Here is a 13,626-nt window from a genome sequence, read left to right as displayed (position 1 = left end):
ACCCGAAAGGACATCAAACACCGATGAGTGTTCCGCGCGTCCTCAATGGACGGTATGAGATCGGCGAGCTGTTGGGCCGCGGTGGAATGGCCGATGTTTACATGGCCCGCGACATTCGCCTTGGCCGCACGGTGGCCATCAAGCTTTTGCGTGGTGACGTGGCCCGCGACTCCCAGCTCCAGGCCCGTTTCCGGCGCGAGGCCCAGGCCGTGGCCGGGCTGAACCATCCCGCCATTGTCGCCGTCTATGACACGGGCGAACATGCCACCGGCGACCTTCGCCAGGACGGCTCTGCCCTGCCGTACATCGTCATGGAATACGTCAAAGGCAAAACGCTGCGGGAACTGGTGCGTGAGGACGCCATCAGCATCGACCGCGCCATCGACTTCACCCTGGGCGTTTTGTCCGCGCTGGAATACAGCCACCGCGCCGGCATTGTGCACCGCGACATCAAGCCGGCCAACGTGATGGTCACCGAGACCGAGGACGGCCGGTTGGGGGATGTCAAGGTCATGGACTTTGGCATTGCCCGGACCATGTCCGATTCGGCCGCCACCATGACCCAAACGCAGACGGTCATGGGAACGGCACAGTACCTCTCACCCGAACAGGCTCGCGGCGAAACCGTCGACGCCCGCAGCGACCTGTATTCGGCTGCCTGCCTGCTCTACGAAATGCTGGCCAGCCGGCCGCCCTTCACGGGCGACTCTCCCGTTTCCGTGGCCTACCAGCACGTCCGTGAGGTTCCGCCGGAGCCCAGCGTTTTCAATCCACGAATTTCCCCCGCCCTGGACAGCGTGCTCATGCGGGCCCTGCTCAAGGACCGCCAGGACCGCTTCCAGGACGCCGCATCCTTCCGACGCGCCCTGCGCGCCGCCCGCACCGGCGTCACTCTGGCGCCGCTTGCCCGGGCCGGCGTCACGGTCCCGGCTGCCCCCGCACTCTTTTCGCCTCCGGCCGAGCCGGAGCGCACCGCCCCCCTGGCCGCGCCCCTGACGAACGACGACGGCCCCGGCACCCACGGCATGGCAAGGGTCATGGCGAGCAACACCCTGACCTCACGCGGCGGCGGGACGCCGGAGGTCCCGGACGAGCCGGGCCGTGCGGTCAAGCGCCGGCGCCGTGCCTGGATCACCACGCTTTTTGTCCTTCTGGCCATCATCCTGGCCGCCGGCGGCGTCATCGGATTCAATCTTCTCAACGCCAAGCCCCCGGCCATCGCGCAGGTTCAGGTCCCGTCGGTGACGAAGATGCCCGTGGAAGACGCCATGGCCATCTTGAGCGGCTTGAGCCTGGAACCCCACAGCACGGAGGACTATTCGTCCACGGTTGACGTGGGTGAAGTGATCAGCACCAACCCCCACTCCGGGACAATGGTCGACATTCACTCGTCGGTGGACGTGGTGGTGTCCAAGGGTCCCTCGGAGGTCAAGATCCCCACCGACCTGGCCGGCAAGACCGAATCCGAGGTGAGGGCGGAGTTGACCGCGCTGAACCTGGATATTGGGCCGAACCAGTTTGTCGACGATCCGCAGATCCAGGCCTATCTTGTGGTCACCACCGATCCGCAGCTGGGGAAAACCGTGCCTGTCGGCACCACTGTCACCTTGAAGATTTCCAACGGCCAGGTCCTCATGCCGTCACTCTTTGACCTGGCAAAGGACCCCACGGCGGTCAGGAAGGCGGTGGAGGCCGCGCTGAAGAAGGCATCCCCGCTGCTGCAGGTGAAGTTCGAGGAGGACGTCAACGCCGCCGTGACGCCCGGCATGGTGATACGGCAGTCCGAGCCGGCCGGTACCGAGGTCCCGCAGCGAAGCGTCATCACGGTAACACTGGCCAAGGCGCCCGAGCCGGAATCACCGACTCCCTCGCCCACAGCCACCCCAACACCGACGCCGGATCCGGCGGCTACCGCCCCGACGTCGGCCCCGGACCCGGGCCCCGCGAACTAGTTGTTGATGAGGGGACTGAGGGTGGCCGCGTGTGCGGCTGCTCCGGCCAGGCCCACTGATTCAAGCCAGTTGCCCACCATCTGGTAGCCGCCCTGGGTCAGCACAGATTCCGGGTGGAACTGGACCCCGCACAAGGGTGCACTCTTGTGAGCAAGACCCATGATGACGCCGTCGGCCGTTTCGGCGGTGATCTCGAGCGAATCCGGGATGGTCGATCGAACGGCGGCCAGTGAATGGTAGCGGGTCGCCGTGACCGGGCTGGGAAGGCCGGCAAAAACGTTGGTCCCGTGGTGGAGGACCTCACTGGTCTTGCCGTGCATGAGCTGTTCGGCGTGCGTGACGACACCCCCGTAGGCTTCGGCCAGGGCCTGGTGGCCCAGGCACACCCCAAACATGGGCTTGGCGTTTTCCCCGCACCACTTGATCAGCTCAATGCAGACACCGGCCTCGGCGGGCGTTCCCGGCCCGGGGGAGACCAGGACCCCGTCGCGTGCTGCGGCGAGCTCCACCGCTTCGGCCAGGGTGACGTCGTCGTTCCTGACCACAGTGGTTTCGGCGCCAAGCTGCTGCAGATAGCCGACCAGGGTGTAGACGAAGCTGTCGTAATTATCGATCACCAGAATGCGTGTGGTCATGGCTGGGGACTACCACCAATCGTTGAGTCAGTCAGCGGGTTGAATTGTGAGAGCCAGGGGAACACATACTGCATCAGCACCAGCACTGCGGCGACCACAAACAGCACCGAGGTGATGATGCGGAACCACAGCGGCCCGGGCAGGTGTCGGAAAATCCATCCGTACATGGCTAGCCTTTCGACTTGTTCGCGGCGACCTGGGCGGCGATCGCTGCCGGCGGGCCTGCGCTGGCCGGCTGCCAGGACGTCATCACCGAGTAGGCGATGATGCGTTCCTCGGAACCGAACCGGGGGTTGCAGCTGGTCATGGTCATGAAGCGTTCCGTGGGCTTGGCACCCTTTTGCGTGGGGACGGGCAGGAGCACGTCGGCACGGGTGGGCAACACGATCTCGTTGTTGCGGAACACATACGTGTAGTAGCCGTCCTGGGTCTGGACGTAGATCTTGTCGCCCGGCACCAGGGTGTGGATCGCGTCAAGCACGGCGCCGTGCGTCTGCCGGTGCCCGGCCACGGCAAAGTTGCCAATGCCGCCGGGCATCGTGGAGCTGTCGTAACGGCCCAGTCCGTAGGTGTCCAGCTGGGCCGACGTCGTGCCCTCCACCAGCGGGCGGCTGTAGGTTTTGCCGAAACGGGGAATGTACACCACGCCAAAGATTGTCCCGGGAACCTCCGGGGCGGCCATGACCTTGGGCGGACCGTAGTTGGTGGGCGCGTTGGGTGCCGGCGGTGTCACGGGGCCCTTGAAATCGTGGGCGAACTGGGTCACCGCGTGCTGTTGGGCGTTGTTGGCGTCAATGTTTGTCCACCACAATTCCCACACTACGAACAACAACAAGATCACACCGGCGGTGATGAGGAGTTCGCCGAGCACCTGGATGAGCGTGCGGAAGAAGCCCTGTTTGGGCCGCTTGGCCCGTTCCCGACGGCGATTCCGGGCCGCGCGGCCGCGTGCCGCACCATTTCCGGAAATTAGTTCATCCACGCCAACGGCGGATTCGACATGCTCTGGCGATCGAACCACGCGAGGGATCCTCCTGAATGCGTCGGGTAAGGTCATGCAAACTTCGGCTGCACCATTTACAGCTAGAATTACGTCAACAATACCGGCAGTCCAGTACCGGGGAAGAATTCACCCTGCAACACCACTGGTTTTGGACAGCCTTCCCAGCCCCGGCACGAACTGGTGCCGTTCGACATGTCAAGGAGCTCCTGTGCCCGAGTCAAAATCGCGTCGCCGCCCCACCAAGGGCCCGGCCGAAACGCCCTCTTCGAAGGTACAGAAGCCCAACGCCGCATGGTTCCTGCCCGTCATGGTCACCCTGATGCTGGTGGGGCTGTTGTGGATCATCACGTATTACATTTCCGATGGCCGGTTCCCCATTCCGGACATCAATAACTGGAACATTGGCATTGGTTTTGCCATTGCCCTGTCCGGTTTCATGATGACGACACGCTGGCGCAGCTAAAGGCTTAGTCCTCTTTCTTACCGCTCTTCGGGGCATCGCCGTAATCCCCGGTCACGTAATCGCCCTTGGGGTCTTTGTCGGCATGCCCGGGCACATCTCCGGCAGTGCCGTAGTCGGCCTCCACGAAGCGGCCGGACGCTTCGCTGGTGCTGGCGTCCTCCGTGCCCGTGGCACCGTAATCCCCTTCAACGTAGCGTCCGTGTGCGTCGGCGACGTGGTGGCCGGCTTCGGCGCCCGCCTTCCCATAGGCGCCCTCGACGTAACGTCCATGGTCTTCCGGCGCATCGGCGTCGTTGTCCTGTGGTTCCTCATTGACGTGCTGCCCTGACATGGTCCGGCCCACTTTCCACTGTTCCATTGGCGGTTGCCGTCCGGCAGCCGTTTCTTGTTCCGCGTATCGTTCAGTCTAGGCTGCCGGACCGCCCGATCACAGACTGTTGGAGCAAACGCAGTGGATCGGCCCAAGACAGAAGGACCCCCGCCGGGGGAAGGCGGGGGTCCTTGCTTTTCTGCACTGCGGCACCCAGCTGGGGGACTGGACTGCCGCTGGTTCCCCGGCACACTCGCTGCACCGGGGAGCCTTTGCTGCGCTGTACGCAGCCACGCACGGGGCGTGCACCATCATGATATGGAGCTTTGGGCGCAGGATTCCCGAGTGGTGGACACTCGACTTTTATGCGGGCCCCCACTCTATTCGGCAGTGGCGCCACTCTAATTCCTGGTGCGGACACTTGACTAGGGCAGGTACTGTCACCGGCCATGCCCTTTTAGGCCGAGAAAACCCGTTCACCCGAGCGGTCCGCGTTGATCAACTCTGCCAGTTGCTCCCGTGACTGCAAATCCAGTTTGATGAAGGTGCGGTACAGGTGGCCCTCCACGGTGCGCAGGGAAACGTTGAGCCGTTCCGCAATGGCATTGTTTGATTCACCCCTGGCCACCAGCAACGCTATTTCATGCTCCCTGCGGGTCATCTTGGGCCGGTCAACGGCCTGGAAGACCGGAGAGATAAGTCCGGGGATCTGTTCCCGCATGGACACAACCTTGCTGGCGGTTTTCCGGCTGCGATGGACCTTGCCGTCGTCGTCGAACCGCTTTTGTGCCTGGGTGGCCAGTTCCACGGCCACCAGCTCGAACCCATAATCCATGGCCGTGACGCTGGCGCGGTCCAGGATGATGGGGTCCTGGGACAGCAGGGCTTCGGCCCACTCCGTGTAGTAGGCCTTGGAACTGGATTCAATGCGCCCGGCGACCTCCGCCATCCTTGGCACAACCTGCAATTCACCCACCCGGACCAACAAGGAAAGCACTGTCATTTCGGTACCCAGATATCCGTGTTGCTGGCATTCCTGGGCGAGGGAATGCAATTGCTTCACGCCCGCGGCGGCGTGGCCGGACATGGCCATGGCCGCCGCCGCGTAGGCGTACCCTTCCACCTGGTAGAACCTGCTGAAGCGCCGATTCGTCGACTGCAACCTTTCCAGGGGGAGCTGCGCGCCGTCGGGATCGCCGCGCATCACCAGCCCGTAGGCCAACAGGCCCAGCGCCGAGGGCAATACGAGCCAGGGATCATAATCCGTCAACGCCGCGATGGAGGGTCCCAGAACGGCAATCGCCTCATCGATATGGCCGCGCCGGGTGTGCATCATGGCCGAACCAAGGTCACGCAATCCTCCGGAGAACAGCATCAAATCCGGATTCGTAAATACTGACGGTTCCAGCGCCTGGCGCACGATGTCCCATTTGCCGTCATAAATGAAGGCCGACACTGCCCGGGCGTAGGCCAGGATGGCGATGTCGGGGCGTGGGAACCCGTCCGGGGCTTCAAGTTCGGCGATCACCTCGAAGGCCAACGCCGACGCGGCATCCATGCGTCCGGTGGTCGAGAGCACCTCGCACAGCATCGACTTCAGCAAGGTCTGATCGATCCGGTTGGCCGTCAATGGATGAATGAGCAGCTCATTGATCCGTTTGGAGGCATCGGCCGTTTCGCCCAAGGTGACAGCTGCCATGGCTTCGAGGAGCTGGACTTCAATGTCGGCCCGCTTTGCCTTCCGCCCCCTGTGCACGGCGCCAAATTTGGCTTCGTATGTCGCCAGGGCCTCCTCAAAGTGTTTCTTGTAGTCCGGGTCCGCAAAATTGGCGGCGTGCACGGCACGCAGGGCCGATGCGCCGACGTCGGCCGTCGCAGCCAGCTCAAGGCTCCTGGAGGCAAGAGCCCGGGCCTGATCACCCGACTTATAGTTCATGTACGCAATTGCCTGCTGCGCCAACAATGCTGCGACACTTTCCGGCCCCACCTGGAGGCTGCTGATTTGCAGGGCGTCCTGGACCCGCACCAGTTGATTGGCCCAGGTGGCGGCGGCAACGACGCGCACGTCACTGACAGGTACCCCGCAGTCCACGGCCCACCGGGTGAAGTTGATGAGCAGCTCCGGCCCGGCGTTGTCGGCCGGAAGGAAAACGTTGGAAACCTCGGCCAACAGTTTCCGGCTGCGGCCCACCGGAATCATCTTGCGGATGGGGCCGGCCGTCGCGGGACGGGCCAGCCTCATGGTCAAGGTGGTGCCGGAGTCGATATCCACCAGGTCCCGCTGCTGGATGTCATCGACGGACTCCGCATCGGTCAAATCCAGCAGGACGTCAAGGGGCAACGGGCCGGCCAGCGCCAGGATATCGACAATGCGCCGCGACTCCGGGCTCAGGTGGTCAAGTTCCATTTGCAGGAAGTCCCGGGATTCGGAACCGAGTTTGTCGCCGGGGTGGTCAAGCATCCAGACGCCGTCCACCTGGTGCAGGGATCCCTCTTCCATGGCGCCCGCCACAAGGCCCTTCAGGACCAGGGGGTTTCCCGCTGAGCGGCTCGAAAGGTAATTCGCGGCGGTGGAGGCCACTTTGCCGTCAAGGACGCCCTCAAGAAAGAGTTGTACGTCCTGTGTTTTGAGGGATTCAAGTTCAAACCGGGCCAGGTGGCCGTCACGCCACAATTCACGCAAATAGGTGTGGTGGCTGCCCGGTTGGTCGACCAGAATCAGCTTGGCGTCCGTGGACATGATCACCTGCATGATGACGGCGGCACTTTGTTCGTCGATTTGGTCCCCGTTGTCCACCATGAGGAAGACACTTTCCGCGGCCTCAAATCCGGCGCGGATCTGTCCCAGGAGCCCGTTGAGCACCTCGTAGTAGTCGCTGCTGCGGACCAGGTTGGGGCCCACCCTTGCGTTGACCGCGCCAAACGGCACCGAGGACAGGGCCTTGCTGGGGGAGAGCCTAATCGTTACCGATCCCGACCCGAGTGCGGCGAGGACTTGTCCGAGCATCCAGGTCTTGCCGGCACCCCGTGGACCCACGACAAGAACGCCCCGGGACGATTTGTCCTTGAGCTGGGCAACAATGTCCCCAACATTCGCGCGCCGTGCCAACTTCCCCCATTTCATACGTCTGACCAACAAAGTAAATTAGCCGCGACGAAAAAGAACCTTGCTTGAAACCCCACATTTCAAACACTTTGCACAAGTATCCTCAGTCTATGGATTTGGAAGCAGTTAGTCGATGTTTCCACTGAACGCCGAAGTACAAATGACGTTTTCTCGTCATTCAGTTCAGCATTCTTCCGTTATATCCGCGCTGGGGCATGAAGGAATCGGGGTCCGCAGCGGCCCAATCCGCAGCCCAGGATTCCGGGGTCTCGGCCAATAATTCACCTGGTTCCATCCAGTGATAGAGCTCCGCATAGGACTTTGTATCCATGTGGCCGATCCGGCGCCGCATCATCAACGGGGTGAGCTGTCCGGGACCTTCGGCGCCCATGGAGGCCATCATGCGCAGCGCCTCGCTGACCGTGGCTTGCTGGAAACGTTGCACGCGAAGGCTTTTATTTTCCACGTCCAGGGCGCGTGCCTTGCGTGGATCCTGGGTGGCCACGCCCACGGGGCATTCGTTGGTGTGGCAACGTTGGGCCTGGATGCAGCCCGTGGCCATCATCATGGCCCTGGCGGCGTTCGTGTAGTCCGCACCCTGAATAATCCTCTTGACGATATCGGTGCCCGTTGCCACCTTCCCCGCGGCGCCAATCCGAATCCGCTCGCGCAGACCGGTTCCCACAAGTGCGTTGTGCACCAACATCAGCCCCTCCGTGAGCGGGGTGCCCATGTGGTCCTCATATTCCATCGGAGCCGCACCGGTGCCGCCCTCGGAACCGTCGACGACGATGAAATCGGGCGTGACTCCCTCATCCAGCATGGCCTTGCAGATGGCCAAAACGTCGACACGGGACCCCACACACAATTTGAATCCCACGGGTTTCCCCCGGGCGAGTTGGCGCATGGTTCCCATGAAACGGATCAGTTCACGCGGAGTGGTGAATACGGTGTGGGCCGCCGGGCTGACACACTTCACACCCTCGGGCACGTTGCGGGCCGCGGCGATCTCGGCGGTGACCTTCGCGGCCGGCAGCACCCCGCCAATGCCCGGTTTGGCACCCTGGCTGAGCTTGAGGGAAAGGCACTTCACTGCCGGGTGGGCTGCCTTGTCGGCGAACATTTGCGGGTCAAAGCGGCCGTCCTTGGTGCGTGCGCCGAAATAGCCGCTACCGATCTCCCACACCAGGTCTCCACCGTTGCGGAGATGGTATTCGGTCAGCCCACCCTCCCCGGTATCGTGGGCAAATCCGCCCATTGACGCACCCTTGTTAAGGGCCAGGATGGCGTTGGCGGACAGGGCGCCAAAGCTCATGGCCGACACGTTCAGCAGCGACATGTCGTAGGGCTGGGTGCAGTCCGGCCCGCCGATCCGCACCCTGGGTGGTTCGGCGGGCGGTTCCAGTGGCGCCGTCGAATGCATCAGGTACTCGTACCCCACCTCGTTGACGTCCCGCTCGGTCCCGAAGGCCTGTTCCTGGTTGGTGCCCTTGGCGCGCTCATAGATGAGTGAACGCGTGTCCCTGTCAAAGGGGCGGCCGTCATAGTTGCGCTCGATGAAGTACTGCTGCAGTTCCGGGCGGATGTATTCGAGTGCGAACCGCAAGTGGCCCAGCACCGGGTAGTTGCGCAGGATTGAGTGCCGTTTCTGTGTCACATCGACCAGGGCAAGGACCAGGAGCCCCGCAAAAACCACCACGGCGACCCACCAGCCCGGCCCGAAGAAGACCAGCAACAGCACCGAAGCGACGGTCAGAAGGAACATCAAGGACACCACTGAAACCCTGAGCATGGACCCAGCCTAGATGATCGAGTGCCCCGCATCCGTGGATGTTTGGGCGGAATTGCCAACCGGCAGCGTGTTGGGCAAACCGGCGATCACCGTATTTTGGCGACTGGCCGGTTCTCATGGAATACGCCCACTACCGTTCCCCTTTTCCACCAGCTCCGATCTAGGGGCGGGAACACGCCATGTCAGCATGGGCGCTCCGCGTTGACCGGAGTTATGTGGTGCCAAGGCGAGCAACTCCACACATGCAAAACCGTCGCTGCCGAGAACGCCGGAAAGTTCAAGATCAATGAGGTGGATTGACCAAAGCCTTTACTAGTAAGTGGGCGAACGCTTACTATTGATCTATGGATACCGTTTCGACGAAAAACCAGAATCCTCGTTCCCCTGCCAGCCAGGCGGTGCCGCTGTGGGTGCCGGCGCGGCGATGGACGGCAGCGGTCTTGCTGGTGGCTGGAATCGCCACGCTGGCAACATCGTTCGCCGCGCTGCCCGTGCCGATTCTTGTACTCGTTGTCGCAGGATGGTCCGTGGCAGTGATGGTCCTTGCCCAATCGGGCCACGGTCCAATCGGATTCCTGATTCTGTCGATTTGTGTCAAAGTCACAACACTCTTCATCATCGGACTGCTCATCTTCGATCCTGCGTCCCCCATCGGAGCACAAAATGGTTTGTACTGGATCCCCTTAGGGCTGCTGAACATGGGAAGCGGGCTGTGGTTCCTGAAGATGATTCGCAGGAGGGCAGCGTGACTGAGCCCAGCCCCAGGCGCCGGTTAAGTGCCGATGACCGGAGGGCGGAGATTTCAGGTGCAGCGCGTTCCCTGTTTGCGACGAATGGCTACCATGCGACGACCACGCGCGAACTTGCCCGAGCCGCTGGTGTCAGCGACGCGTTGCTGTATCGGCATTTTGCCAACAAGCGGGACTTGCTTGACTTCGTGGTCACCCAGGCAATCGAGACGTTCAGTTCGTTGCCTCCGCTCGAACGAATGGCCGCACTTCCAACAGAGCAGCTCCTCCTGCGCCTCGGCCGTGGATTCCTGGAGCGGATCACCGCCAACCTCGACCTCATCCTGATCCTCGTCGGCAACCACGCAGAGGTTCAGGATGCCCGCTTTGCCGGCTTCATCGACCGTGCAGCGTCTGCGCTCGGCGAGCAGCTGGCACAGCGTGGGGTCGCCAAAAACGCGGACGAGGGCTACCTCAGCGCGAGATCGTTCTTCGGAAGCCTGATGTCATTCATCTTGCTGCAGCGCGTACTCGGCATGGACTCCGTCAGACCGGTAGACACGGACCGCTACCTCGAGCACTTGGTCGAACTGACAGTGGGAGGAAGATAGATGCTGTATCCGGGCATCATCCGGCTTCTGGCCCTCGCGACGATGGGCATCCTCGCCGGAGCGTACGTCGACGGCGCACTTGTGCTGGTCCCCGCACAAAATCGGCTCTCCGCATCGGCCTACATCGAGTCCGAACAGGCGAACACGGCGCTCGGGACAATCAGATACCGCATCCTGGTGTTCGCTGCGATCGGCACCGGAACGCTCCTTGCGATCTCGTTCGCTACGCAGCCGGCCCAATTCGCACTCTCAATTCTCGCGATTGCGCTGATTGCAGCCGCTACCGTGCTCACCATTGCGCGTGTTGTCCCGATCAATAGGACTGTGCACAACTGGGAGGCAGGTGCGCCGCCGTCGAACTGGGCGGACATTCGCCGCCAGTGGCACCGCTTGCACTACATCCGCACGGCAATGGTCCTGGCCGCAATGCTCCTTCAGCTCGCCGCGGTGGTTGGCGCGCTGCCATAGTCTGTCCCACCAACCTGATCGGATGAGGGTCCCAAAGTACTCACGGGTATGCGTCGGATGACACGAAACCCGGAATAGTGACACGTTGCTCCGGGCCCTCCAAAACCGGCGTCGCGCGACCGCTGTGCACAGACTATCCCCAGCCTTATCCACATGGTGTGGATCTCGTGGGGGAAGAACTGAAACTTATCCACTGCCGTTGACAACTTGTTCGAACTATCCACAGGCGGTCTTCGAAGGTGGGGCCATAGCGAGTTGTTCACAACGTTATCCACAGAAGTGGATAACTTTTGCCCCACTTTCGCTTAAAAGACGCGGAAGTGCCCTCCGAAAGTAATCCACAGCTGTGGAATTACATGTGTGTAACTTATTAACAATGTGTACATCCTTGTGGAAAAGGATGTGTACGACGAAGTTTCAACTACTAGAACTACATGTCTGTAAGTTATGCCCATGTGTGGATAGTCCTGTGGACAACTGTGGATGCGTGGGACGATGAACGCATGGAAATCTCCGATCCACTCGACTCAGTTCGTATTTCCCCACAGGCACCGAGCCAAAGTGACATCGATGAATACCGCCGGCTGAGCGCCGAACAGGCCGCCGGTGTGGGCATCGTCAGCACGGTGTGGCGCGGGCGTGATTACGCGGCCACGGTCTCCGCGTACCTCTCAGTGTCCTACGACCCTCCGACACTCCTGGTGAGCCTCTATGAGGGTTCACGGATCGCGCAGGCCGTGGCGTCGTCCGGACAGTGGGCGTTGACGTTGCTGACGGCGGATCAACAGCGGGAGGCCAATTGGCTGGCAAGTCCGGGCACGCCCCTTGAGGGGCTCCTGAGCCAGGTGCCTTTTAGGCGCGGGCCAGCCACTGGAAACGCCGTCATTGAGGGCGGGCTGGCGTATTTTGAGGTCGCCACAACGGCCGTTCATGAGGCGGCCACGCATTTGCTGGTGGTGGGAAATGTGGTGGGCATGGGCAGTGGGGTTCCGTGGCATCCGGGCCTGGGCCCGTTGCTCCACTATGCCGGTGACTACCGGAAGATCAAGCCCTAGCCGATGATGAACGGCGGGAAAGTGGAGACCTTGTAGACGGTCAGTGCCGCCAGGATGACCACGACGGCGGCCATGCCACCCCACTGGACCAGGTTGCGGTTCTTGATGGCCGGGGCATAGGCAATGGCTGCCGTGCACAGGGCGCCGGTGATCAGGCCGCCCAGGTGGGCCTGCCAGGAGATGTTGGGGATGATGAAGCCGAGTGCGGCGTTGATGAGCAACAGGACAACGATCTGGCGAAGATCGCCGCCCCGCTTCTTTTGAACCACGAACAGTGCCCCGAAGAGGCCGAAGACGGCGCCTGAGGCACCCACGACGGCGGTGTCGATGGGGGAGAGCAGCAGCACCCCCACGGATCCGCCGAGGGCGCTGATGAGGTAAACGGAGAGGAATCTCAGGCGGCCAAATGCCGGTTCCAGGGCGTTGCCCAAAATCCACAAGGCGTACATGTTAAAGGCGATGTGCAGGATGTCGGTGGAGTGCAGGAACGCCGACGTCAGCATCCGCCACGGCTCGGACTCCGTGAAGAACGGCGCGTAGGCAAGGTTGTTGAAGATAAAGCCGTTGGGGATGATCCAGTCCAGGGCAAAGAGCACCACGCAGATGGCCATCATGGTGATGGTGACCACCGGCCGGCCCGTGGTCACGGCCCCGCCAAAAATGGTCCTCCTGGTCGGCATGGCCCGGGCTGATTCCTTGACGCAATCCACGCACTGGATGCCAACGGCGGCGCTGCGCTGGCATTCCGGGCAGGTTGGCCGGCCACACCGCTGGCAGCTCACATAGGAGACCCTGTCAGGGTGGCGGGGGCAAACCGGGGCGCCCACGGGGGCGCCGGCGCTTGGATAGGCAGAACTCATGGCGTGGATTCCTAGAAAAGTTGCGTCAACGGCAGCGGGTAAAACAACGGGCCCGGCCCCGGGTGCTCCCAGGGGCCGGGCCCGCCACAAACTTTGCTTAGAGCTGCTCCACCGTGACGGAGTTGATGACGACGTCTTCACGCGGCTTGTCGCCGGGACCCGTGGCGACAGCCTCGATGGCGTCGACGACGGCCTTGGAGTCGGCGTCGGTCACTTCACCGAAGATGGTGTGCTTGCCCTGGAGCCAGCTCGTGTTCACCGTGGTGATGAAGAACTGTGAACCGTTGGTGCCGCGACCGCCCTGGATGCCGGCGTTGGCCATGGCGAACTTGTAGGGGTCGTTGAAGTTCAGTTCCGGGTGGATCTCGTCGTCGAACTGGAAACCGGGACCGCCAACGCCGCGGCCCAGGGGATCGCCACCCTGGATCATGAAGTCCTTGATGATGCGGTGGAAGATGGTGCCGTTGTACAGCGGGGCGGTGGTCTTCTCGCCGGTTGCCGGGTGGGTCCATTCGATGGCACCGGTGGCCAGGCCCACGAAGTTGTTGACAGTCTTGGGAGCGTGGTTACCGAAAAGGTTAACGACGATGTCGCCCAGGCTGGTGCTGATAGTTGCTTTTGCGGTTGGGATAGCAGTCATGGC

14 protein-coding genes are annotated in these 13,626 nt (G+C 62.3%); 6 read left to right on the top strand and 8 right to left on the bottom strand.

Annotation, left to right across the window (positions count from 1 at the left end; genetic code table 11):
* Positions 1–23 precede the first annotated feature (23 nt).
* Positions 24–1,952 (top strand): Stk1 family PASTA domain-containing Ser/Thr kinase, encoded by a 1,929-nt coding sequence (gene pknB / locus AL755_RS22040; RefSeq protein ID WP_054012845.1) that lies wholly within the window; start codon positions 24–26, stop codon positions 1,950–1,952.
* Here pknB and AL755_RS22035 read toward each other — a convergent pair.
* From AL755_RS22035 to AL755_RS22030, 3 genes are read right to left on the bottom strand one after another with little or no spacing between them, the layout of a single operon-like run.
* A complete protein-coding gene (locus tag AL755_RS22035) occupies positions 1,949–2,587 on the bottom strand; it encodes an anthranilate synthase component II (RefSeq protein WP_054012844.1) in 639 nt (212 codons plus the stop codon). The genes pknB and AL755_RS22035 overlap by 4 nt on opposite strands.
* On the bottom strand, positions 2,584–2,754 hold the full coding sequence (locus tag AL755_RS23665; RefSeq protein WP_192841647.1) for a hypothetical protein: 171 nt from the start codon (positions 2,752–2,754) through the stop codon (positions 2,584–2,586). The genes AL755_RS22035 and AL755_RS23665 overlap by 4 nt, the downstream gene beginning before the upstream one ends.
* 2 nt (positions 2,755–2,756) lie before the next feature.
* Positions 2,757–3,557 carry a class E sortase gene (locus AL755_RS22030; RefSeq protein WP_445290520.1) on the bottom strand — a complete coding sequence of 267 codons (801 nt, stop codon included), beginning with the start codon at positions 3,555–3,557 and terminating at the stop codon, positions 2,757–2,759.
* A gap of 241 nt (positions 3,558–3,798) precedes the next feature.
* Here AL755_RS22030 and AL755_RS22025 point away from each other — a divergent pair, with 241 nt between their 5' ends.
* Positions 3,799–4,053 (top strand): cell division protein CrgA, encoded by a 255-nt coding sequence (locus tag AL755_RS22025; RefSeq protein WP_054012843.1) that lies wholly within the window; start codon positions 3,799–3,801, stop codon positions 4,051–4,053.
* A 4-nt stretch (positions 4,054–4,057) separates the two neighbouring features.
* Here AL755_RS22025 and AL755_RS22020 read toward each other — a convergent pair whose 3' ends face one another.
* From AL755_RS22020 to AL755_RS22010, 3 genes are all read right to left on the bottom strand, one after another.
* A complete protein-coding gene (locus AL755_RS22020; protein WP_150117212.1) occupies positions 4,058–4,411 on the bottom strand; it encodes a hypothetical protein in 354 nt (117 codons plus the stop codon).
* Positions 4,412–4,820: 409 nt separating this feature from the next.
* Positions 4,821–7,472, bottom strand: a complete 2,652-nt coding sequence (locus tag AL755_RS22015; RefSeq protein ID WP_054012841.1) for a LuxR C-terminal-related transcriptional regulator — start codon at positions 7,470–7,472, stop codon at positions 4,821–4,823.
* A 175-nt stretch (positions 7,473–7,647) separates the two neighbouring features.
* Complete coding sequence (locus AL755_RS22010; protein ID WP_054012840.1) at positions 7,648–9,261, bottom strand: FMN-binding glutamate synthase family protein; 1,614 nt, start codon at positions 9,259–9,261, stop codon at positions 7,648–7,650.
* Positions 9,262–9,605: 344 nt separating this feature from the next.
* Between AL755_RS22010 and AL755_RS23795 the strand changes: the two genes are divergently transcribed.
* The 4 genes from AL755_RS23795 (at position 9,606) to AL755_RS21990 (ending at position 12,123) form a co-directional block, all read left to right on the top strand.
* Complete coding sequence (locus tag AL755_RS23795) at positions 9,606–10,010, top strand: hypothetical protein (protein ID WP_054012839.1); 405 nt, start codon at positions 9,606–9,608, stop codon at positions 10,008–10,010.
* A complete protein-coding gene (locus tag AL755_RS22735; protein ID WP_054012838.1) occupies positions 10,007–10,600 on the top strand; it encodes a TetR/AcrR family transcriptional regulator in 594 nt (197 codons plus the stop codon). Before AL755_RS23795 ends, AL755_RS22735 begins: the two co-directional genes overlap by 4 nt.
* A complete protein-coding gene (locus tag AL755_RS21995; RefSeq protein WP_054012837.1) occupies positions 10,601–11,068 on the top strand; it encodes an anthrone oxygenase family protein in 468 nt (155 codons plus the stop codon).
* A 503-nt stretch (positions 11,069–11,571) separates the two neighbouring features.
* Entirely contained in the window at positions 11,572–12,123 is a 552-nt protein-coding gene (locus AL755_RS21990) for a flavin reductase family protein (protein ID WP_054012836.1), read from the top strand.
* Here the strand turns inward: AL755_RS21990 and AL755_RS21985 are convergent.
* On the bottom strand, positions 12,120–12,983 hold the full coding sequence (locus AL755_RS21985) for a rhomboid family intramembrane serine protease (RefSeq protein ID WP_054012835.1): 864 nt from the start codon (positions 12,981–12,983) through the stop codon (positions 12,120–12,122). The two genes, AL755_RS21990 and AL755_RS21985, sit on opposite strands and share 4 nt — an antisense overlap.
* Positions 12,984–13,080: 97 nt before the next feature.
* Positions 13,081–13,623, bottom strand: a complete 543-nt coding sequence (locus AL755_RS21980; protein ID WP_054012834.1) for a peptidylprolyl isomerase — start codon at positions 13,621–13,623, stop codon at positions 13,081–13,083.
* Positions 13,624–13,626 lie beyond the last annotated feature (3 nt).

Origin of the sequence: Arthrobacter sp. ERGS1:01, assembly GCF_001281315.1 — a bacterium.
Lineage (GTDB): Bacteria > Actinomycetota > Actinomycetes > Actinomycetales > Micrococcaceae > Specibacter.
This window is presented reverse-complemented; position numbering and strand designations above follow the sequence as displayed.

Bases quoted from the DNA above. Each gene is read 5' to 3' on its own strand.
- AL755_RS22010 (WP_054012840.1), bottom strand. From the start codon at position 9,261: ATGCTCAGGGTTTCAGTGGTGTCCTTGATGTTCCTTCTGACCGTCGCT.
- AL755_RS21990 (WP_054012836.1), top strand. From the start codon at position 11,572: ATGGAAATCTCCGATCCACTCGACTCAGTTCGTATTTCCCCACAGGCA.
- AL755_RS21980 (WP_054012834.1), bottom strand. From the start codon at position 13,623: ATGACTGCTATCCCAACCGCAAAAGCAACTATCAGCACCAGCCTGGGC.
- AL755_RS22020 (WP_150117212.1), bottom strand. From the start codon at position 4,411: ATGGAACAGTGGAAAGTGGGCCGGACCATGTCAGGGCAGCACGTCAAT.
- AL755_RS21995 (WP_054012837.1), top strand. From the start codon at position 10,601: ATGCTGTATCCGGGCATCATCCGGCTTCTGGCCCTCGCGACGATGGGC.
- AL755_RS21985 (WP_054012835.1), bottom strand. From the start codon at position 12,983: ATGAGTTCTGCCTATCCAAGCGCCGGCGCCCCCGTGGGCGCCCCGGTT.
- AL755_RS23665 (WP_192841647.1), bottom strand. From the start codon at position 2,754: ATGTACGGATGGATTTTCCGACACCTGCCCGGGCCGCTGTGGTTCCGC.
- AL755_RS23795 (WP_054012839.1), top strand. From the start codon at position 9,606: ATGGATACCGTTTCGACGAAAAACCAGAATCCTCGTTCCCCTGCCAGC.
- pknB (WP_054012845.1), top strand. From the start codon at position 24: ATGAGTGTTCCGCGCGTCCTCAATGGACGGTATGAGATCGGCGAGCTG.
- AL755_RS22035 (WP_054012844.1), bottom strand. From the start codon at position 2,587: ATGACCACACGCATTCTGGTGATCGATAATTACGACAGCTTCGTCTAC.